We start from the raw sequence: 23,589 nt of genomic DNA on the forward strand, positions 1-23,589 counted from the left end.
AGCTGTGTTAAAATTTTTAAAAGACTAACTGGTCTAAAATGTATATGGTACCTCACACAAGAAAAATAGCAAATATCCAAATTAAAGGTTACTTTATCAGCAAAATAGAACCAAATAATAAATTTAATCTTTTTAACCAAAACGACCTGTAGTATAATCTTCTATTTTTGATTCACGATAATGAGAAAACAATAATGCTGTTTTATTATATTCTATTAACTGTCCCATTCAAAAAAATGCAGTATAATCAGAAATTCGTGCCGCTTGTTGTAAAGAGTGCGTTACAATAATAATTGTAAAATTCTTTTTTAAATCCAAAATTAACTCTTCAACCTTAGCAGTTGCAATTGAATCTAATGCACTTGTTGGTTCATCCATTAACAAAATTTCTGGTTTTAACGCAATTGTACGCTTTGTAGCAAGCACCCCCAACAGACAACATTCCTAGCCTGTTAACTTTTCCACATAATCCTCATCAGTTCTCCTGCTATTTCCCAACAATTCTAATTCGGTTGCTAACCCCCGAATCCGATCAACAATTCTTAATGCTTTTACTTTATTAATTTCTTTATCATTAATTTCAGTTTTAACATTTGCATAAATCGTTGTTAAAGCTGTTGTTGTAAAATTTGATGAAAAAAAAGTTGGTAGTCGACAACTAATACGGTCATTTAGAATACGAAATAATAAATCATCACGAACTCATGGAGAAACTGTTTCTCCGCCAATATCATCTAAAAATAAAACATCCGCTCCTAATAAAATTTCTACTAATGATGATTCACTATTAAAAAAATTAAATGATTCTTTTACTCGATTAATTAAATTAATTACTGAAATAAAAGCAACTTTACGATTATTATTTGCTAACACATTAGCTAAGCGAATTAATAAATAAGTTTTACCAACTCCTGGCTGACCATGAATATATAAACCTTTTTTTCGTTGACCTTTAACAAATTTAACTATTTCGTCAATAATAAGATGCATATTATTAAAATTTTCATCTTTTTTAATATCATTTAATCGTAATTTTAATAATTCATCACTAAAGTCATAATAAAGATAATTATTTTTAACTTTATTTTTTTCTTTAATAGCTATTGTATGATTACATTCAACTCGTGTTAAAAACAAATTATTATTTTCTTTTTTAATATAATATTTGTAACCTTTAAAGGATTGTTGGCATAAAGATAAAGATGATGTTTTTTCACATTTATGATAATTTTTTAAATATTCTTGAAAGAGTGTCTCAAACTGTTGATAATTATTAATATCAAACGCAATTTCTTGTAAATTAACTATTAACTCTGCATTGTTTTGAAGTTGTTTTAATAAATTTAGTTTTGACATTGCCCCCATCTCTCTTTCATTTTTACTATTATAAATTTTTTAAATCATCTAATAATTGTGTAAGATCAACTTTTTTAATTCTTTGTTCTTGTTGTTTTTGTTCATAAATTTTATTATATTCTAGTTCAGCCATATTATGTTTAACTATTTTTTCTTTCCATTGATATGTTTTTGCTTTAATAGCATCTTTTGTAACTTTACTTTTTTGTGTTTTTGCATAAGCACCACGTAAATGCTCCATCGCTTTATCAACAGTATTAATTTGTAATTGATGAAAAGTGTTTGCAATTTTTTCACAATATTTTCTTTCAATTCGATGAGCATTTTTAAATCAAACATATTCAATTAAACAATTAACTACCCCTGGTGTTAATGAATAATTAATAATTAAATCGCGAATTAATTCAATTTCAATTGGTGTTGGCTTCTTATTTTCTCGTAGTAAAGTTAAATATTGAATTGGATCAATTGAAACCATTTCATTAATTTTTGCTTCTAACATGTTAGTTGGCTTAATAACATTTTCATTATTAACAATTAAATTTAATTGTTCTCCATTAAGTTGTTTCTTTAATATTGTTTTTTGATGAAAATCAGATAGTAAATGTTGAAATGTTTCATAATTAAAAATTCGTTCTTTGGCAGTTAACTCAATACTTTTATAAATAAAAATAGCAAGATTATTTGTTAAAACATTGTAATAATTTGCTAACTGGATAATTTTTTCACGATATGGTAAATATAATTTATGATTTGCATTTTTTGATGCTAAGTATTTATCAATATAAACAAAATCAAATGTCATTTTTTCATCACTTAATTGACCAGATAAATCATTATGCTTCTGTTTACCCTCTTGCTGATTAACAATAAATTTAGCTTTAATAATTGAAAAAGATTTTTCTCCTACAATATTCAATAAATAATTTCTTAAAATTTGATTTTCAAAAAAAGCAATTGCGGAAATTGGTAATTGTGGTTTTAAAATATAGTGCTTTCCTTTTTCACGTTTTAAATTCTTTAATAAACCAATTGTTTCTAATTTACTTTTTGCTACTAAAAATTCATCATATGATATTTGTAATAATGTTAAAAGATTGTCTAAATGATATTTAGTATTTAATTCTAAGATGAAATCTTGTGCTGTTAAGGCAATATATAACATATGTGCTTTATCGCCAATAATTGGTCGATATAAACATAAAAGTAACATACGTTCATCATCTGACAATTGATACTCTTGTTTAATTAAATAAGTAGTTTCTTTTTCCATCATTTTCCCATTCCTCTTTGTTTAATCATTAATAATATTACAATGAACAATTAATAAGTAAATATAATTTGTTAAAATAATGCTATTAGCTGACTTATCCACAATCTTTTTTAAATAAAACAGTTATAATTATTAAGTTTTTAAAACTTTTCCACATATAAACAACTTTTAACTATTATATCTTTTCTGTTTTTTAAATTTAATTGGTGTTAAAACTAATAATTCTTTTTGGGTGCATCATAAAGCAAGATTATGACGTGAAGTAATTAATTTATATAAAATAGTAAAACTTGAAATAACCATTGGTAAATAAATTGCTAATTGAATTGGAAACTTAATTGCTTTAATAACAAAAGCCATTGGGAAAAGAACTTGTTTTAGACCGATTGCATATAATCATAAAACATTAAATGCAAATGAAATTAAAGCAAACCCTATTGCATATAAGATAATTGTTTTTAATATTCAAAATTTATCAGTTTTAAATAAAAAAACTATACTTCCTAAAAAACCATATAAAGCAAGATTAAAGGAAAAACCACTATGATATGTTCCACCAATATTTATCAAATCCCCTAAAGCATCAGTAGCAAGACCACTCAATACACCCAAAAATGGTCCAAATAACATTCCAATCACAAAAATTAAAAAGTTACCTAATGCTAATTGAATTACTCCTCCTCCCATAAATGGGAACGGAATAGTATAACTAATGATATTTGTTAAAATAACAGATAATGCAATTAATAAACTCATAATTGTAATTGTTAAAATACTAATTTTTTTTCAATTTTTATAATCTAATAATACCCCAAGATAAAATAAAATAGCATTCCCTAAACAAGCACCAATATTTGTTAATATATATAGCATATTTTACACCCTCTCTAAATAAAACTGATAAACCAACGGAATAAAATATAGCGACCCACAAACTAAAATATTTTTTGTTTTATTTTGTAATAATAATTTTTTTCAATTTTTAACTTTGTTCTGCATCTTAATATTATTAATGTCTCATGACATTGGATGCTGAAATTCCGTAATATATAAATTATTGTCAAAATGTTCCTTCAATAAAGTTAAATTTTGCATATAATCTTTTTTTTGTGAAGAAGCATATAATACTAATACTTCATTTCGATTCAAATTATGTAACATTTCAAAAGTATAAATACAGGCACGAATTCCTTCTGGATTATGTGCTCCATCAATAATAAAATACGGATTTTTACTTAGTTGGGTAAAACGCCCTAAGACTGGGTTCACTTTAAAAATCTCATAATTAATTTTAAACTTAAAAATTTTTAAAAACTTAATAACTAAGCCAACATTAAATTCTTGGTAATAATTAATTGCTTGTGAATAAACTTCGCTTGTAATAATATTATCCGAATTATAATATTTTGCAATTAAATTAAAATGTTTTTTACAACTAGCACTAATAAAAAGTTGACAATTGTTTTTTGCAACTCCAACTTTATTTTGAATAATACTATCCAAAGTATTGCCTAATATCTCAGTATGTTCATAATCAATTGAAGTTAATAAAACAGCTAATTGATTATTAAAAACATTCGTTGCATCTAAACAACCACCAATTCCAGCTTCAATAATTGCAATATCAATTTTTTGCTCTAAAAAATATTTAATACAAATTAAAACTCAAATTTCAAAAAAAGTTAATTGATAAGTTTTAATTTCTTCTTTAATTTCTTTGATAATTCGTTTTAAATCACTATCACTAATCATCTTGATATTAATTTTAATTCGTTCATTATGTTTTGAAAATGCTGGTGATGTAAAAAGACCTACCCGTTGATAATTTAACATTAACTGGCGGTGTAAGTAATTTGAAACTGATCCCTTTCCGTTTGTACCAACAACATTAATTACTTTAATTTTATTTTGTGCATCCGCATATTTTTCTGTTAATAATTTTACCAAATTATATTTTTTTTGAAAAAACGTTGCCTTAAAAAGTTGTTTTTTAACATCCATTGTAACCTCTTACTTTAATAAAGGTTTTAAATATTGTGCTGTATAACTAGTGCCACTTTTTAAAACAAGTTGTTCTGGTATTCCTGTTGCAACAATCATACCACCACCAATGCCACCTTCTGGTCCTAAATCAATAATATAATCAGCCATTTTAATAACATCTAAATTATGTTCAATCGTAATAACAGTATCACCATTATCAACAATTTTATTCAAAACTACTAACAATCTTTTAACATCATCAACATGTAATCCCGTTGTTGGCTCATCTAATAAAAATAAAGTTTTTCCCGTTGTCCGTTTTAACAAGAAGGTTGATAACTTAACCCGTTGGGCTTCTCCACCAGACAATTCTGTTGCTGATTGACCTAATTTAATATAACCTAACCCAACCTCTTGCATTGTTCCTAACTTCTGACTAATTTTTGGTTGTGCCGCAAAAAAATCACAAGCTTGGTCAACTGTCATTTCTAAAACATCATAAATATTTTTATCTTTGAATTTAACTAATAATGTTTCATCATTATAACGTTTCCCTTCACAAACTTCACAAGAAACATAAACCGTTGGTAGAAAGTGCATTGAAATCTTAATAATTCCATCACCTTGACAATGTTCACAACGTCCACCTGGCACATTAAACGAAAAACGACCCTTCAAATACCCTCGTGCTTTAGCTTCATTTGTATCGGCAAATAAATCACGAATATCATCAAAAACTGATGTATAAGTTGCTGGATTACTCCGTGGTGTTTTCCCAATTGGATCTTGGGAAATATTAATTACTTTATCAATGTTATCAATCCCAACGATTTTATCATATGCCCCTGGTCGTTCAGTTGCTAACCCTAAATTTTTCTTAATACCCTTTCATAAAATTTCATTCATTAAAGTTGATTTACCACTTCCTGAAACACCTGTTAAACAAACAAATTTATTTAAAGGAATTGTAACATTAATATTTTTTAAATTGTTTTCTCGTGCTCCTTTAATTTCTAATACTAAGCCATTACCACCACGCCGTTTTTTTGGCACATCAATTGCTAATTCACCAGTTAAATATTTACCAGTAATTGAATTTGGGTTTTGTTGAATATCATTAATACTTCCCGTAGCAACAACTTGCCCCCCATTAATTCCTGCACGTGGACCAATGTCAATAATATAATCACTAGCACGAATCGTATCTTCATCGTGCTCAACAACAATTAAAGTATTTCCTAAATCACGTAAACTTTTTAATGTTTCAATTAATTTATCATTATCTCGTTGGTGTAATCCAATTGAAGGTTCATCAAGAACATACAAAACCCCTGTTAATTGACTACCAATTTGCGTTGCTAATCGAATTCGTTGAGCTTCTCCACCTGATAATGTTGAAGCATTACGTGATAACGTTAAATAACCTAATCCAACACGACTTAAAAAATCCAAACGATTAACTAATTCATTAATAATTAATCGTGCAATTTCTTGTTGTGATTCTGTTAATTTTAAATTCAAAACTTCTTTTAATTCATCTTCAACAGATAAATCAGTAAATTCAGAAATACTAATATTATTAATCTTAACTGATAAAGGAATTTCATTTAATCGCTTTCCTAAACAAGTTCCACATTTTTTATCTGTCATAAATTGTTTATAATATTCACGTTGTGATTCACTTGATGTTTCCGTATAGCGACGTTCAATTAACTGCCCAATTCCTTCAATATAATCATATCCCCGCATAATGTTCCCACTAGCTGTTTTTAAATTATATTCAATTGGTTCATCACTACCACGAATCAAATATTCTAGTTGCTCTTTTGTCAAATCACTGACGGGTTGTTCTAACACAATATGATAATGATTAGCTAAAACTTTAAACTTTTGCCATTCAATATTTGTTGTATTAACAATATTTTTTAAATAAATAATTGCCCCTTGTAAAATTGATAATGACCGATTAGGTATCAATAAATCTTCATCAACTTCTAATTTTACTCCCAATCCTTTACATTCACTACAAGCTCCTGAGGGTGAATTAAATGAAAATAATCGTGGTTCTAATTCCGGAATAACAAAACCACAAATACTACATGAATAATTAGTTGAAAAAAGCATTTCCTTTTTTTGATCAGCAAAATCAATTTTTACTAATGCATTACCATATTTTAACGCTACTTCAATTGCATCATGAATTCGACTTAATAAATCTGCTGATTCTTTATAAACCAAGCGGTCAATAATAATATCAATATTTTGTCGTTTATTTTTATCTAATTCAATTTCTTCATCTAAAGTTTTGATTTCATCATTAACCTTGACACGAATAAAACTTTCTTGTTTTAAACGTGCAAATAAATCTTTAAAACTACCTTTCTTATCACGAACTACTGGCGACAAAATATTAAATTTTTCACCTTCTGTTAAAAGTTGTTTTAAATTATTTATTATTTCTTTAACTGTTACTGATTTAATAACCCCATGACCATTAATACAATATGGTGTCCCAACGCGAGCATATAATAAACGTAAATAATCATAAATTTCAGTAACTGTTCCAACAGTACTGCGAGGATTATGACTAGTTGTTTTTTGATCAATAGAAATAGCTGGTGACAAACCTTCAATTGCATCAACATCAGGTTTTTCATTTCCACCTAAAAATTGGCGAGCATAACTTGATAGACTTTCAATATAACGGCGTCTTCCTTCTGCATAAATGGTATTAAAAGCTAATGATGATTTTCCACTTCCTGATAAACCAGTAAAAACAACTAATTTATTTTTAGGTACCTTAACATCAATATTCTTTAAATTATTCTCTCGAGCGCCTTTAACAACGATTCAATCTTTTCCCATTCTCTCACCCTCTTAATTAGTTTTTTGTAAATTAGCATCATAAAATAATCTTATTTTTAAAAAAGAAAATTGTAAATTTTTAATATGTACAAATGATTAAATCTAAGTTTAAAAAATCTAACATTAACTGTCACAGATTAATAAAATTAGTTAAGTTCTGTCACAATTTGACTTACTTTGGTTTCAACAAAATAAGCATATTCTTTAATTAATTCTTCTTGTCCTTCTAAAAAGAATAAAATTTTCATGATTTTTTCTTTTAGATCTGAAACTTCTTCATCACTACTATAATTTTCAATAAAATAGATTTCAACTAATTGCTCTGCAATTTCTTCATCATCAACTGATTGTTCATAATAATTATTGTAATTAGCTTCATTTAGAACTTCGCCAATAAAATCACGAAAAAGTTTATCATCATTAATTTTAGTTTTAATTTCTAATAATAATTCCTTTAATTCTGGTTTCATAACTTCCTTCCTTGTTTAGTTTAAACTACTTATATTGTACTATATAAATTAATTATTTGTTTGAAGAAATAATTTGTTATATTGCTTCAAATATTTAGCACGATGTTCATTAATTGCAAGCAATTGCTTACTAATTAATGTTTCTTTCGTTAAAAATTCATTTTTTTCAATTTCAAATGGTTTTAAAATTAGAATTACAACATTTTGTAATCTTAATACTAATTCTTGATTATCCAATAATTGAATAGGATTAGTTAATATTTTTTCATAATTAAAGCCTGCTAAAAAATCATTTACGGGGCCAATTAGTTTGGCGTTCCTTTTTAAAAGTAATCGTTGTAAACGCTCATATTCATCATCAAAATAATTTCGTTTAATATAAAACTCAACTTCTTTTTCAAAATCATTAGTATTTTTTGACTTTTTGCGACGAAAAATATTACGATGGTTACCAGTTGTATATCCTTTAGCAACTAAATTTGATAAATCCGTTGTTAAATCAATATTTTCTTCAACCTTTATTGTTACAATAAACAAAACTCATACGACATAACCAATAAAAATTTGATTATTTTTGTCATTAAAATCATAATATTTTAAAATATCTAAGCAAGTCATAATATCATTACGCAGTGATTCTGTTTGATAACGATGATATAGTTTAGTTAATTCATCAACTAAAACTTTAATATTACTATCCATCCTACCCCCGCTTTATGCTCCTATTATGATTTTACCATATCTGATGAAATTACAAATGGTAAATTAATATTATGTTCTTGCAAAAAGATAATTTTTTCTAACCGTGATAATTGCTTAAAAGCGGCTTCACGTTGCATTGCCGCAGAACGAGTTGCATATTCTTCACTATAAATTATTTTGACTGGTCGTCGTTTTGCTAAAGCGGTATATTTTGCCCCAATGCCCATATTATGTTCTTTTTCGCGCCGTCTTAAATCAACCGTATAACCAGCATAGAGTGTTTCATCAGCACAGAATAAGACATAAAAATAATGTTTTTGCATCATATTGCTAAACCATCGTTTCAAAATCAAGCACCTTGTCAGCTCAATTAAAATTAAAATTAATATCATGCGTTGTAATTAGAACTGTTCCATCAAAGGCTTGAATTGTTTCTAACAATGCTTCTTTGGCCAAAACATCAATATGGTTCGTTGGTTCATCTAAAATTAGTAAACTACATGGTTGTAAAGATAATGCCGATAACCGAACCTTTGTTTGTTCACCACCCGACAATTTTGTCATCTGATTTTGCATTAAAGTACTTTTAACGCCAAAGTTGGCTAAAATACTTCGAATTCGCCCTTCTTCCAAGTCTGGATATAAGTTTTTTAAATATTCAATTGGTGTCATATCCATTAATTGTTCAATTTGATGAAAATACGCAATAACTACTCCATTACCAATTTTTAATGTTCCACCTAACTTAGGAATATTTCCTACTAAAGTATTTAGAAAGGTTGTTTTTCCAATTCCATTATATCCTCGCACAATACATTTTTCACCATCACGAATATCAAATGTTAATGGCTTAATTAAAGGAAACTGATATCCTATTGCTAATTGCTCTGCACTAATAATAGTCGTACTAGCTGGTCTCTTATATTTAAAAACAAATTTTGGTTTTGTTAATTCATGCCTTTTATCCATTACCTCAATTTTATCAATTTGTTTTTGCCGTGACTGGGCACTTCTTGCTGTTGAAGCACGCGCCTTATTTTTTGCGACATAAGTTTCCATTTTTTTAATTAGACGTTCTTGCCCTTTTTGTGCTTTATCATATTGTTCATTTTTTAATTCACTTAATGCTAAATATTGTTGATAATTACCAACATAGCGATTAATGCTTAAGTTTTCAATAGCATAAATCACTTTTGCTACTTTATTAATAAAATCAATATCATGCGAAACAACTAGAAACGCTTTTTCATAATTTTGTAAAAATTTGGCTAATCATTCAACTTGTTCTAAATCTAAAAAGTTAGTTGGTTCATCTAATAACAAAAAATCATTTTCTGATAATAATAACTTTGCTAGGGTAACTTTTCCTCGTTGACCACCCGATAATTCGGATAATTTAACATTCAATTTTTCTGGATCAATTCCTAAACCATCAACTAAACTACGAATTTCCTTATCAATTGTTTCAAAACCATTTTGATCTAAGTGTTCTTGTAATTTCAGTGATTTGACAAGTTCATCTTCATCATAATTAAGACTCATTTTTTCATAAATTGCATGAATTTTTTCCTCAATTTCAAATAAATGTTGATATGTTAATTTTAAAAATTGATCAACTGTTAATGTTCCATCTAACTCTTGGTGTTGGTCTAAATAACCAATTTTTACTCTTGGATGCAACTCAATGTTTGCTTCATCAGGAGTAAGTTTTCCATAAATAATACTTAATAATGTTGTTTTCCCTGTTCCATTTGCTCCAATTAAAGCTAAATGTTCACCTTTATTAATTCGAATTGTTGAATTTTTATATAAAACTTTCCCATCGTTAGCATGACTTAAATTTTCAATATTAATTAAACTCATTTTAACCTCAATCCTTTATTCCAACATATAATTATATCTTATTTTAAGAAAAATAAAAAGAAGTTAAATTACTCAAGGTTAACTTCTGAAAATAAAATCTTATTTATTATTTTTTATTATTAATTATTTTACTAACCCTAAAAAAGTTTTCGGTTCTAAACTAGCACCGCCAACCAAAGCACCATCAATATCTGGCTGAGCTAATAATTCTTGAATATTTTCCGGTTTAACACTGCCTCCATATTGAATCCGTATCATATTTGCTACTACTTCATCATAAAGATTAGCAATTTTTGCTCGGATTATTGCACAAACATTTTGTGCAATCTCAGCTGTTGCTGTTTTCTCTGTCCCAATTGCTCAAATTGGTTCATAAGCAATAACAATTGTTTTTGCATCTTCAAAATCAATACCTTGTAATGCTTTTTCAATTTGTGTTTCAACAATTTGCTGTGTTTCATTGTTTTCATATTGTTGTAATGTTTCACCACAGCAAATAATCGGCACCATCCCTTTTGCTAAGATTTTTTTTGCTTTTAAGTTTACTGTTTCATTTGTCTCATTAAACATTTCACGACGTTCTGAGTGTCCAATAATAACATGTGTAATCTTTAAAGCTTGCAACATTTCAACTGAAATTTCACCAGTAAAAGCCCCAAAATCTTCATAATGACAATTTTGAGCCGCAATAATTAAATGATGCGCATGTTGTTTTGCCACTACTAAATTAACAAATGGTACTGCAATACCAGCTTCAAGTTTTAAATCATGACATACATTATCAACTTGTTTTAAAAAGTCAATTGTTTCATCCGTTATTTTATGCATTTTTCAATTTCCAATAATAATTGGTTTTCGCATTCTTCTCCCTCGTTTCTATCTAACATTTTAATTATATACTTAAATTTTAATGATTTCTTAATAAAATATTAACTTTATTAATGTTATAATGTTTTCATAGAGGTGAAAAAATGTTTTTATCAGCATTTGAAATAAAATACAATACTAAATCAATTAAAAGACTACCAAAAATTAATAATTCAGATAAATGGTTAATTATTGATATTCGTCTAAAAGAAGAATGAATTGAAAGTCATATTATTAATTAATAGTATTAATATTCCTCATCATCTTTTTCGTTTAATTTATTCGAAAAAAGTAACTAAAAATAAAAAAATTCTTTTTGTTTCAAGTGCTGGCCATTCTCATTTAGATTTATACCATTTATTAAAAAAACATAATTTTAAAGTTTATATTCTTCTTGGTGGATGAAAAAAAGTTCATCAAACTGATGAACTTGACAAAATTCTTACTTATAATCTTATTGATTAACATTATTAATCAATGGGGTTTTTATTTTTACTTCACCAGCAGGTGGTGTTGCTTTATGCCATAATAATAATTCATTAATACCTCATATTACTAATGTTCCCCCAATAATAATTAATAAACTATATAAAGTTTTATGATTACTACTATAAGCAAAGAAATTATACATAATATAACCTATTGAACCTATTAACAAGAAAAGAGAAAAACCAGCATAATAATACATTCCTTTTACTTTTGCTACTTCTACTCGCTTTGTATAACGATTAATACAAACAGCAATAATTAAACTAATATAACATAGAAAAGCAGTAAAACTAACGGCATTAGAAGAAAGATCTAATAAATACATTGGATCACCTATAACGCCAAGACTAAGTCCCATTAATATTAAATTGAAACAAACAGTAATTGCCATTTGAATCAAACCAATTTGTTGATAACTTAATTCTTTCTTTCCAATATAAACAAGATTTTCTTCTTGCACTGTATGTCCAAATGAAGGAGCTACAAAGGTTAAACCATTAATACTCATTAATGCTGTTAACATAATAAATCACATTAAGACTTTTGCAATTGGACCACCAAGGAGATTTTTAAATAAAGTAAAAACACTACCATCATTTGTTCCTAAAAACAAAGAAATAACTTCTAAAATATAAAAAATAGTAATAAATAACATTGCCGCAAATAATGCTTTTGGAACAACATTTTTGTTAGAAACTTCTTTTTGTAATCCTGCAGCATAAATAAAACCATCAAATGAAAATAATACTGGTAAAATCCCCATAAAAAAGTTACCAAACTTTAATTCCCTATGTTTATCAAAAACATTATTTTCAATTGGAGCAACAAAGCCTATAACTAGACTAACTAGTAAAGGAATAAATTTAATAAATGTTCCAATTGTTTGAACTCATTTACCAACATTTCGGAAAAAAATATTTATTAAGTAAAATAAAATTAAAATAACAAGGCCAACAGCACTCGCAATTATATGTTGTGTTTCCTTACTAATGCTTTGCACTTCTAGTGCATCAAACATTGCATTAATACTAAAAATTGGGAAAAGACCTAATAAAATTGGAAAATAAAAAAAGATATAAAATAATGCTATTAAACTACCAACTTGCCGACCAATTAAAATATTAACCCATGATGGTAATGTCCCATGTCCACTTTTAGTTTTTACTGATGTAACTTCAATAAAGACCATAATCATTGCCATTCCTAAAATTCCAACTAAAATCCATAATCCAATTGATAAATAAGGATTTTGAGTAAAATATAAAAGATGTCCTTCTGAAGTATCATTTTTTAAATAAATTCCAATTCCAATTGTAATTCCAACCGCTGTTGAAAAAACAGTTAAAAATTCAAAAAATTTAACGTGCTTTTTAGGCTTTCCCATTAGTTTTTCCTCCATTTTTAATGACCTATTTTAATAAAAAATAATAAATAAATTATAACATAAATTATTTTATATTTTCATAATATTTTTTCTTAATTTCACGAAATAAGTGGTTTACTCCCGATTTTGAAATTTCAATACTAGTTTCATTTTCTAATAATGCTGACAAATCTTGCAACGATGCATCGGGATAAGCAATTCGTAATAAAGCTACTTTTTTGGTATTTTCATTTAGTTCATCAAACAAATCATGTTCAAGTAAATAATTAATCATTGCAACTTGTTCTTCCCCAGCTTTAATTGCTTTTTGTTGATTTGAAATTTCAATATTATTTAAACGATTAATACTATTAACCATATCCCTTGAAATACGAGTATTTTCAAAAGCAAGGACACTATTAATTGCATCAATTAATTTTAAGAAATCTGAAACTAAAATTGATTTTTTTAAATAACAAACATAACGATCATGACGGACAATTATCTTAAATGGAAAATGAAATTTATGCAATAATTTTTGAAAATATTGTGCTGAAACTTCATCATTAAACTGAACTTCTAAATGATAATTACTTGTTTCTGGTGAATTAACACTACCACAAGCAACAAAAATGCCTGCAATATAAGCTCGTTGTTGTCGTTCATTTCATTCCGATGAGATGGCAACAAATTTTTGATTAGTTTCTGCATCAAAAATTTGTAGGTCTTTTAATATTTCAGTAGCTCGTTCTTTAATTCGTAAACTGAAGGTTTTGCTATTTTTTAATTTTGTGCCTTGAACAATAATGATGTCAATTTTAACTTGATATAAATTTTTTAAAAACGTATAAATTGTTCGAATAATTATATTACTAATTGAGGTTACTTCAAAGTTAAAAAAATGATTACTAATATTTAATGTCATATTATATTTAACAAAACCAGTTAAAAAAGCTTTCTGACAAATTTGGTCAAATTCTTTTCTAACAATTTCCTCTTTTACTTCTAACGCAAAGCTCATCTTTATCCCTCATTCTAATTTAATAATACAGAAAAACCACTACTTTAGCATAGTGGTTTATTAATTACCCTTTTTGTTTAAATTCTCGAATTTCTTGTTCTGAATCATGAAACGGTTCAGCTTGAATATCACCATCAATTTTGCGAATAACAACATTTGCTAATTTAATTACAACTTCATGTGCAATTGATAATTGCATATGCTCAAATAATTTTGCAGCTTCTTCAACATAAGCGTGTAATGGATTTGTTTGAGCATAACTTCGTAAGTAAATTCCACTTCGTAATTTACTTGCTTGATCAATATGTTTTGTTCAATAATCATCAAACGAAGTAATAATTGCACTTCGTTCAATTTGATTAATAACATCAGCAGGAACATCTTCTGTTCGCGCTAAATAAAATTCATTCATTTTTGTTGCCACATATTTAGCAACTTGTTCTCGCTTCATTTTTTCCATGGCTGCTTTATCTAACACATTAACTGCAACAACTTTATCACTAATCCCCTTAATTAAGTCATCATAATGAATAAATCATTCCCCATGCGATTCATTACCAAACATTTTGGTTAAATCATAAGCTGCCGAATATTGCATTTTTTTAATAATTGGTTTTAAATCAGTTGCTGTTAAAATTTGATCACGTCGTGCATACATTGCTTCACGATGTTGTGCTAAAACATTATCATAATCTAAAATATATTTTCGTTGATCAAAATTCATTCCCTCAACTTTTTTTTGTGCATTAGAAATTGCTCTTGTTAACATTCGTGATTGAATAAAATCCGGACCTAACCGAGCAAAAATTCGACGTAGGCGATCCCCACCAAAGCGCATCATTAATTCATCATCCATCGCAACATAAAAGCGCGAAAAACCAGGATCTCCTTGTCGTCCTGCTCGCCCTCGTAACTGGTTATCAATTCGACGTGCTTCGTTTCGTTCAACTCCAAAAACAGCTAATCCTCCAATTTTTTTAACACCATCACCTAACTTAATGTCTGTTCCCCGACCAGCCATATTTGTTGCTAAAGTAATAGCTCCTTTTTCACCAGCTTTTGCAATAATGTCTGCTTCACGCTCATGATTTTTCGCATTTAACATTTCAAATTTTAAGTTAGCATTTCGTAAATAATGCGACACAATTTCTGATGAATCAACTGAAGTTGTTCCAATTAAAATTGGTTGTCCCTTTTCATGCAAAGCAATAATTTCTTTCATCATTGCTTGCATTTTTGCATCACGATTTGCAAACATATAATCAGCTTCATCACGCCGAATTAATGGGCGATTAGTTGGAACTTGAATTACACGCATATTATAAATTTTAATAAATTCTTCTTCCTCTGTTTTTGCAGTACCAGTCATCCCACTTAATTTATTATATAATCGGAAAAAGTTTTGGTAAGTAATTGTTGCCATTGTCACTGTTTCTTCTTCAATATCAACACGTTCCTTTGCTTGTAATGATTGTTGCAAACCATCACTATAAGCACGTCCCGGCATTAAACGGCCAGTAAACTGATCAATTAAAATAATTTCATTATTTTGAACAACATATTCAACACCATTTTTAAAAACAAAATTAGTTTTTAAAGCATTTAGGATTAAATGGTATAATTCAGTATTTTTAATATCAAATAAAGAATTAATTGAAAAGATTTTTTCTGCTTTAGTAATTCCTTCTGGAGTTAAATAAACTTGTTTTGTTTCTAAATCAATTTCAAGATCATTCTTTCGTGATAATGATTTTGCAAAATGATCAGCTGCTTGATATTGCGGTATTCGGTTTTGACGTCCCCCCGAAATAATTAATGGCGTTCTTGATTCATCAATTAAAATTGAATCAGCCTCATCAATAATGGCATAATTTAATCCTCGTTGGACTTTCTCGCTGTAAACTTTTACCATATTATCTCGTAAATAATCAAATCCTAATTCAGCATTAGTAGTATAAGTAATATCACAACTATATGCTTCTCTTTTTGCATCTTTAGTAATATCACGAGAATTTAAACCAACTGTTAAACCTAAAAAACTAAAAACTTGACCATTGATTTCTGAATCCCGTCTTGATAAATATTCATTAACAGTAATAACATGAACACCCTTACCAGTTAAACCATTCAAATATGTTGGCATTAAAGCAGTTAAAGTTTTTCCTTCCCCTGTTTTCATTTCAGCCACATCACCTTCATGAAGAACAATGCCCCCAATTAGTTGGACACGATAAGCATGTAATCCTAAAATTCGACGAGCTGCTTCACGGGCAACAGAAAATGCTTCAACTAAAATATCATCTAATGTAGCACCTTCTGCTAACTTTGTTTTAAATTCATTTGTCTTTTCTTTTAATGCATCATCAGACAATGCTTGCATTGTTTCATCTAACGCCATAATTTTATCTGCTATTTTCCCATGTTTTTTTACAATTTTACGATCGCTAACTGCCATTCAACTATCTCCTCTATTCTATATAATTATAAACATTCACATTTATTCTATCATAAAAAACAATAGTTGGCATAGTTATTCCATTTTGACAAAAAAACGACATTTTGTCGTTTTATTATATTATTTATTTTGAACAGCTTCAATACCATGCAGTGGTTTCCCTTCCATATATTCTAAGCTAGCACCACCACCAGTTGAAATATGAGTAAATTTATCTTTATATCCTAATTGAATTGCCGCTGCAGCTGAATCGCCTCCTCCGATTAAAGTAAAGGCTCCTTTTAGTTCAGCAATTACTTCACAAACAGCTTTTGTTCCAATACTATAATTTTTAAATTCAAAAACTCCCATTGGTCCATTTCAAGCAACCGTTTTTGCATCCGCTAATTCTTTTTTAAATAATTCAATTGTTTTGGGACCAATATCTAATCCCATATAACCATCATCAATATCCAAACCTGTTGTAACTTTTGCTGGTACATCAGCAAATTCAGGTGCTTCTAATGCATCAATTGGTAAAATAATTTTTCCTTTTGCTTTTGATAAAAAGGTTTTAGCAATTTCAACTTTATCAACTTCTAATAATGAATTTCCAATTTTGTGACCTTGAGCAGCAAAAAAAGTATATGCCATTCCACCACCAATTAAAATCTTATCTGCTTTTGTTAATAAATGTTCAATTACCCCAATTTTATCGGAAACTTTTGCTCCACCAATAATAGCAACAAATGGTTTAACTGGATTGTCTACTCCTTGTGACAACATTTTTACTTCTTTTTCCACTAAAAATCCTAAACATGATTCAACAATATTTTCTGCAATCCCAACATTTGAAGCATGGGCACGATGCGCAGTTCCAAATGCATCATTAACAAAAACATCACCTAAACTTGCTCAATATTTCCCTAAAGCATAATCATTTTTGCTTTCTCGTTTTGCAGTTGCTTTACCATCACTATCAACACTAATTTGACCATTACTATTAATAATATCAGCAAAGCGTGTATTTTGAAATAAAATTACATCTTGATTATGCATTTCATCAATAGCTTCTTCCAATTGTTTTCCTTCAAAAACATTAATAAACTTAACTGGTTGTCCTAATTTTTGTTCTAATACCTTTGCCACTGGCGCCATATCACGTTTTTCTAAATCATCAGCTGTTTTAACTTTCCCTAAATGAGAAAATAAAATTACTTTTGCTTCTTGTGCTAACAAATATTTAATTGTGGGTAAAGCTGCAGTAATCCGATTATCATCAGTAACTTGCCCATCCTTCATTGGCACATTAAAATCAACACGGACTAAAACTTTTTTTCCTTTAACTTGAACATCTTTTAATTCTTTTTTGTTTGTCATAAATCCTTCTCACTTTCTTTTTCATCTTTATCCAATATATATCTTACCGCAAAAAATACCTTTTTAATGACAACTATTAAGGTATTCTAAGGCAAATTGCGCTGCTTTTGCTCCATCACTAATCGCAGTTGCAATTTGTCGTAATGTTGTATTTGTAACATCACCAGCGGCATATAATCCTGGCAATGCTGTTAAACATTTATTATTAATAATAAAATAGCCTTCTTCATTTAAAACTCCTAAGTTTTTTGCAAAATAACTAATTGGAATCGCCCCAATATATGGGAAAACAGCACTAACTGGTAAATTATCAATTTTACCTGTTTTCACATTTTTAATAACAACTGTTGTCACCCGTTTTTCGGTCACATCCTTAATTTCAGTTACTATTGTATCAACAATAAAATTAATTTTAGGATGTGCTTTTACTTTATTCACAATATTATTATCAGCACGAAATTCATCACGACGATGAATTAGATAAACTTTATTAACAAAGCGCGCTAAATAAAGAGCTTCTTCAAGAGCAGCATAGCCTCCCCCAACAACAACTACATCTTTTTCTTTATATAAAGCGCCATCACAAACTGCACAATATGAAACTCCATGTCCTTCTAATTCTAATTCACCAGGCACTCCTAATTTACGTTCAACTGTTCCGGTTGCAACAATAACTGCTTTTGCTAATAAGATTTTTTTTGAAAATAACTCTAATTTAAACAAATTATCTTGTCTTATAATATTTGTCACACGATCAGCAATATATGGGATTTTTAATTTTTGGGTTTGTTCAAACATTTTCATGGCTAATTCATAGCCTTGAATATTATCAAAACCAGGATAATTTTCAATTTCACTTGTCTTTGTTATTTTTCCTCCTGGTGCTCCTTTTTCAATCATTGCAATATTTGCCATTGCTCGTGCAGCATAAATTCCTGCTGTCATCCCACCAGGACCAGCTCCAATAATTAAAATATCATATATTTCATTAGTATTGTTTTTCATATAATCATCCGCCTTTTCTTCATTTTATAACAGCTATCCATTGGGCAAATAATATTAAAATAATACCAATTACAATCATTAAACTAAGAATAACATAATCCAATGTTCACATATTTTTTAAAAATAAATCATGATCATCTCGTTGTGTTTCTAAAATAATCCGAATGAAATTATAACCAGCAATATACATCCCAGTTTTAATTCCACAACGGAAAATTTTTAAACGATGAGGGTTTTCTATTTTTTCTAATTCTCGGACATCAGCTGTAAAAATTTGTTTTAATCGTGCACCACAATATTTCCAATGTGCTTTCATCACTTGTTTTTTTGTCATCTTATGTTTATTTTTAAAATAAACTTTTTTCAAATTTACTTGTTGTGATAAATTATTAACAACCATTGGATAGGGTTTGATATCATAATATCATTTTGCTCAAACACCTTTTCACGATAACTTCATAAAATCGGGTTCTTCTTTTTTAAACCTTCAATAATAACTATAACGAAATATTAATGGTAATGCAATCACAATTAAGAATCATAATAAAATATTAGCCAATGATTCATATAGAAAAATTGGTTGAAAATATCGCACATTATTAAAATCAGTTGGGTCAACAGGGTTTCCATTAATCCCAATTGCCTCTGTTGGATGAAAATTATTTGGTACCGGAGTTGGGACATATCATTTAAATAAATTATCACGAATAAAACTTGGCAATCACATTAATTGTTCGCGTGCAATTGGTGCTCCTAATAATTCATGATTAAAAAAATTACCTCATCGCCCAATTGCTTGTGCTAACAAAATATTTGGAACAATTAAATCAGCATATACTCATAACGAAATATTATGTTTTCGTGATTCAAAACCAAATCAAATTCAGCCGGCAATTAAACCAAAAATTAGCCCCCCATGAATACTCATTCCTGGTTCTCAGAAAGCAAATAATGTAAAAAAGAAAATTGGATTTTTAACATCATATTTACCAAAAAAACTAGCCCCTAATAAAGCAATCGGTGTAATCACAAAAATTCCTCAGTAAAATCCTTGCGTTGGAATATCACGTTTACGAAAATTAATTCATGATAAAATAATGGTAATTACAAAACCACAAAAAATTAAAAATCAATAATGACGAAATCAATTTCCATAAGTATCGTGGGCAATTCATGTTGCTAAATTCACGTTATAAACTCCTTCTCAATTCTATTTTGAATATTCTTTAAAACGATCTTGTAAAATTTGCATCGAAGAAATTCCTGCTTCATCTAATTTTAATTTTGAAACTGCTGTCTCAACTAATTCACTAACATTACGCCCATATGTAACTGGAATTGTTACAATTGGTACCTTTGTATCTAAAATTTTAATATGTTTATACTTAGATCCTAATCGGTCAATTGATTTATATTGTTCATCATCTAAATGAATTAATTCAATTACTAAATCAATTTTTGATTCATCTAATAACACTTGCAAACCATAAATTTTACTTAAATCTAAGATTCCTAAACCACGAACTTCAATTAAATTTTTTAACATTTCATGTGATTGCCCATATAATCTATTATTTCGTTGCTGAATAATAATCCGATCATCACCAACAAACAAATGATTTTTTTTAATTAATTCTAATGTCATTTCTGATTTTCCAATTCCTGATTTTCCTTTTAATAAAATTCCTTTTCCAAAAACATTAATTAATGACGCATGTTCTTCTGTTACTGGCGCGAAATGTTCATCAAAAAATTCTAATACCATTTGATATAAACGACTTGTTGTAATATTGCTTGCACGAACAACTGGACAACTATGTTTTTCCGCAATTTCTAATAATAATTTATCAGTAAATTTTTCCGTTAAAATAATCATTGGAATATTTTCATTTAAAATATACTCATAGCGCTCTCTTCTTTCTTTTTCACTTAAGGTATTCACAAATAATTGCTCTTTATTTGATAACAAAACTACCCGACGATTACTATTATTTTTTTCAAAATCAAAGCCAGCTAATTCTAATCCTGGTCGATTAAGACCATAAATTTTAATAGGTCGATTAAGACCTTCCCTTCCAGCTAACACCTCGTAGCCAAATTTATCAACAATATCTTTTACAATAAACTTTGTCATTCCCAGTTCCTCCCTGTAAATTAATACTATCACAAATCATTATTCTGCTTCAATTTCAATAATAATATCGCGTAATTCTGCAGCTCGTTCAAAATCAAGTTTTTTACTTGCCTCATACATTTCTTTTCGTAAATCTTGTAGTAATCTTTCTTTAGCTGTTTTATATTCTTTTGATTTTTTATTTTTAATGTTATGTAATTTATCATCTTGACGTTTAATATTAGTATAATCACGAATATTCTTAATAATTGTTGTTGGAGTAATATTATATTTCAAATTATATGCCTCTTGAATTTGCCGACGGCGAGCAGTTTCTCACATTGCTTTTTGCATTGATTCAGAAACACTATCAGCATATAAAATAACATGCCCAGCCGCATTCCTTGCAGCACGACCAATTGTTTGAATTAAACTTCGTTCATTTCGTAAAAATCCTTGCTTATCAGCATCAAGAATACAAATTAATGATACTTCTGGAATATCAATTCCTTCACGAATTAAGTTAACACCAACAATACAATCATAAACTCCTTTTCGTAAATCCAATAAGATTTTACTACGTTCTAAAGTTTTTAATTCACTATGTAAATATGCAACTTTAACATTTTGTTCTTGTAAGTAACTTGTTAAATCTTCTGACATCCGAATTGTTAAAGTAGTAATAAAAACACGTTCATTTTTTTTCCGACGAATTTTTACTTGTTCAATAATATCATCAATTTGTCCTACTGTTGATTTTACTTCTACGGTTGGATCTAATAATCCCGTTGGACGAATAATTTGTTCAACCACTTCATTATTTACTAAACCTAATTCATAATCACCCGGCGTTGCTGAAACATAAATAACATTTTTTAATTTTTGATTAAATTCATCAAAATTTAAGGGACGATTATCTAATGCACTTTTTAAACGAAAACCATAATTTACTAAGGTTTCTTTTCGACTTCGATCTGTGTTATACATTGCTCGAATTTGTGGCAATGACATATGTGATTCATCAATAATAGTTAAAAAATCTTGGCCAAAAAAATCAATCAAAGTATACGGTGCTTCACCTTCTTCGCGTAAATCTAAATGTCGTGAATAGTTTTCAATTCCAGAACATATTCCACTTTCACGAAGTAAATCTAAATCATATTCAGTTCGTTGTTTTAAACGTTGTAATTCAACAATTTTTCCAGCTGCTTCTAATTCAGCTAAGCGAACTTTTAATTCTGCTTCAATTTGTTTAATTGCTTCAGCTAAGCGTTCTGGAGAAGTAATATAATCTTGCGCTGGAAAAATTGTTAATGTTGATAACCGCTGTGTAACATCACCAGTAATTCCATCAATATAAGCTAAATCATCAATTTCATCTCCAAACAAATCAATGCGAATAAAAGTTTTAACATTTCACCCTGGAACAATTTTAATTACATCACCTTTAGCACTAAAACTGCCTGGAATCAATTCAATATCATTACGAACATATCCTGATGATACTAAAAAATTGGCTAAATCTTTTTTACTAATTTTTTGATTACGATTAATTTGCAAAAAAGATTTTTTATATTCATTTGGATCTTGTGCTCCATAAATTGCAGCAACAGAAGCCACAACAATAACATCTTTACGAGTTGTTAAAGCATTAAAAGCACTTAACCGCATCATGTCTAACTCCATATTTTGGCGAGCATCTTTATTAATGTATAAATCTTTTCCTGGCAAATAAGCTTCCGGTTGATAAAAATCAAAGTTTGAAACAAAATACTCAACACGATTTTCTGAAAACATTTCTTTTAACTCAACATATAATTGCATTGCTAATGTTTTATTATGTGCCATCACCAATGTTGGTTTTTGATAATTTTCAATAACATTTGCCATTGTAAATGTTTTTCCAGTTCCCGTTGCTCCTAATAAAACTTGATGTTTTTTATTTGCTAATAAATTGGTAGTTAATTTTTCAATTGCCAGGGGTTGATCACCTGCTGGCAAATAATTTGATGTTAATTTAAACACTATTTCACTACTCCTTTATAATTTTGCTTTTTTATAATTATATCAATCTTCCTTATAATTATTTTAAAAATAAAAAAGTAAAATTCCTTTTACTTTTTTAGCCATTAGTAATATTAGCAACAAGAATATTAACACCAGCTCAATAAAGATCAATTATTTCATTGGTTGTAAATTGCATTACTTGCACTTTCATTTCATAACTACCCGTTACTTTTTCCCCATTTGGTGTAATTGTTACAATAGACTTCTTGCATAACCTATTAAAATAATTGTAAATATTTTTAAAAAGATACTAATAGCAAATTATAATTTTAATTAATTATGTCTTTTATTTAAAAATTTAATATTTTCCTACAACGAAAAATGACTTTTTTATTTAA

At 28.2% G+C, this 23,589-nt stretch carries 20 protein-coding genes and 1 pseudogene; 2 read left to right on the forward strand and 19 right to left on the reverse strand.

Going from position 1 to position 23,589, the window contains the following annotated elements:
- Positions 1-132: 132 nt before the first annotated feature.
- From BST80_RS00580 to tpiA, 11 genes and pseudogenes are all read right to left on the reverse strand, one after another.
- Positions 133-423 (reverse strand): annotated as a pseudogene (locus BST80_RS00580) (phosphate ABC transporter ATP-binding protein); the annotation flags it as partial.
- Positions 424-444: 21 nt separating this feature from the next.
- Complete coding sequence (locus tag BST80_RS00585; protein ID WP_415745486.1) at positions 445-1,356, reverse strand: ATP-binding protein; 912 nt, start codon at positions 1,354-1,356, stop codon at positions 445-447.
- A 28-nt stretch (positions 1,357-1,384) separates the two neighbouring features.
- On the reverse strand, positions 1,385-2,632 hold the full coding sequence (locus tag BST80_RS00590; protein ID WP_415745487.1) for a DnaD domain protein: 1,248 nt from the start codon (positions 2,630-2,632) through the stop codon (positions 1,385-1,387).
- A 165-nt stretch (positions 2,633-2,797) separates the two neighbouring features.
- Positions 2,798-3,502 (reverse strand): folate family ECF transporter S component, encoded by a 705-nt coding sequence (locus BST80_RS00595; protein ID WP_415745488.1) that lies wholly within the window; start codon positions 3,500-3,502, stop codon positions 2,798-2,800.
- A gap of 3 nt (positions 3,503-3,505) precedes the next feature.
- Positions 3,506-4,630, reverse strand: a complete 1,125-nt coding sequence (locus BST80_RS00600; protein ID WP_415745489.1) for a bifunctional folylpolyglutamate synthase/dihydrofolate synthase — start codon at positions 4,628-4,630, stop codon at positions 3,506-3,508.
- Positions 4,631-4,639: 9 nt separating this feature from the next.
- On the reverse strand, positions 4,640-7,477 hold the full coding sequence (gene uvrA / locus BST80_RS00605; protein WP_415745490.1) for an excinuclease ABC subunit UvrA: 2,838 nt from the start codon (positions 7,475-7,477) through the stop codon (positions 4,640-4,642).
- A gap of 146 nt (positions 7,478-7,623) precedes the next feature.
- Positions 7,624-7,947, reverse strand: a complete 324-nt coding sequence (locus tag BST80_RS00610) for a hypothetical protein (protein WP_400248410.1) — start codon at positions 7,945-7,947, stop codon at positions 7,624-7,626.
- A 48-nt stretch (positions 7,948-7,995) separates the two neighbouring features.
- Complete coding sequence (locus BST80_RS00615; RefSeq protein WP_415745491.1) at positions 7,996-8,649, reverse strand: hypothetical protein; 654 nt, start codon at positions 8,647-8,649, stop codon at positions 7,996-7,998.
- 23 nt (positions 8,650-8,672) lie between these two features.
- On the reverse strand, positions 8,673-8,975 hold the full coding sequence (locus BST80_RS00620; protein ID WP_196234363.1) for a GIY-YIG nuclease family protein: 303 nt from the start codon (positions 8,973-8,975) through the stop codon (positions 8,673-8,675).
- A 4-nt stretch (positions 8,976-8,979) separates the two neighbouring features.
- A complete protein-coding gene (locus BST80_RS00625) occupies positions 8,980-10,512 on the reverse strand; it encodes an ABC-F family ATP-binding cassette domain-containing protein (protein WP_415745492.1) in 1,533 nt (510 codons plus the stop codon).
- 123 nt (positions 10,513-10,635) lie between these two features.
- The gene (gene tpiA / locus BST80_RS00630) at positions 10,636-11,373 is read right to left on the reverse strand and encodes a triose-phosphate isomerase (protein ID WP_415745493.1); all 738 of its coding nucleotides are present in this window, start codon (positions 11,371-11,373) and stop codon (positions 10,636-10,638) included.
- Between the two features lie 110 nt (positions 11,374-11,483).
- Between tpiA and BST80_RS00635 the strand changes: the two genes are divergently transcribed.
- Positions 11,484-11,621, forward strand: coding sequence for a hypothetical protein (locus BST80_RS00635; RefSeq protein ID WP_415745494.1), 138 nt, complete (start codon positions 11,484-11,486; stop codon positions 11,619-11,621).
- Positions 11,599-11,844 (forward strand): rhodanese-like domain-containing protein, encoded by a 246-nt coding sequence (locus tag BST80_RS00640; RefSeq protein ID WP_415745495.1) that lies wholly within the window; start codon positions 11,599-11,601, stop codon positions 11,842-11,844. Before BST80_RS00635 ends, BST80_RS00640 begins: the two co-directional genes overlap by 23 nt.
- On the opposite strand, the gene BST80_RS00645 is transcribed toward BST80_RS00640, so the two are convergent.
- The 8 genes from BST80_RS00645 to uvrB form a co-directional block, all read right to left on the reverse strand.
- Complete coding sequence (locus tag BST80_RS00645) at positions 11,834-13,252, reverse strand: APC family permease (RefSeq protein WP_415745496.1); 1,419 nt, start codon at positions 13,250-13,252, stop codon at positions 11,834-11,836. The two genes, BST80_RS00640 and BST80_RS00645, sit on opposite strands and share 11 nt — an antisense overlap.
- 64 nt (positions 13,253-13,316) lie before the next feature.
- Complete coding sequence (gene whiA, locus BST80_RS00650; RefSeq protein ID WP_415745497.1) at positions 13,317-14,252, reverse strand: DNA-binding protein WhiA; 936 nt, start codon at positions 14,250-14,252, stop codon at positions 13,317-13,319.
- Positions 14,253-14,316: 64 nt separating this feature from the next.
- Positions 14,317-16,707: a preprotein translocase subunit SecA gene (gene secA / locus BST80_RS00655; protein WP_415745498.1), complete on the reverse strand. Its 2,391-nt coding sequence runs from the start codon at positions 16,705-16,707 to the stop codon at positions 14,317-14,319.
- A gap of 120 nt (positions 16,708-16,827) precedes the next feature.
- A complete protein-coding gene (locus tag BST80_RS00660) occupies positions 16,828-18,066 on the reverse strand; it encodes a phosphoglycerate kinase (RefSeq protein ID WP_415745499.1) in 1,239 nt (412 codons plus the stop codon).
- 63 nt (positions 18,067-18,129) lie between these two features.
- A complete protein-coding gene (gene trxB, locus BST80_RS00665) occupies positions 18,130-19,071 on the reverse strand; it encodes a thioredoxin-disulfide reductase (protein WP_415745500.1) in 942 nt (313 codons plus the stop codon).
- A complete protein-coding gene (locus BST80_RS00670; RefSeq protein WP_415745501.1) occupies positions 19,055-20,260 on the reverse strand; it encodes a prolipoprotein diacylglyceryl transferase in 1,206 nt (401 codons plus the stop codon). The genes trxB and BST80_RS00670 overlap by 17 nt, the downstream gene beginning before the upstream one ends.
- A 21-nt stretch (positions 20,261-20,281) precedes the next feature.
- Positions 20,282-21,205 carry an HPr(Ser) kinase/phosphatase gene (gene hprK / locus BST80_RS00675; RefSeq protein WP_126820689.1) on the reverse strand — a complete coding sequence of 308 codons (924 nt, stop codon included), beginning with the start codon at positions 21,203-21,205 and terminating at the stop codon, positions 20,282-20,284.
- A 39-nt stretch (positions 21,206-21,244) separates the two neighbouring features.
- On the reverse strand, positions 21,245-23,209 hold the full coding sequence (uvrB, locus tag BST80_RS00680; RefSeq protein WP_415745502.1) for an excinuclease ABC subunit UvrB: 1,965 nt from the start codon (positions 23,207-23,209) through the stop codon (positions 21,245-21,247).
- Positions 23,210-23,589: the final 380 nt, after the last annotated feature.

This window comes from Spiroplasma sp. Moj, assembly GCF_016082285.1.
Classification (GTDB): Bacteria; Bacillota_I; Bacilli_A; order Mycoplasmatales; family Mycoplasmataceae; genus Spiroplasma; species Spiroplasma phoeniceum.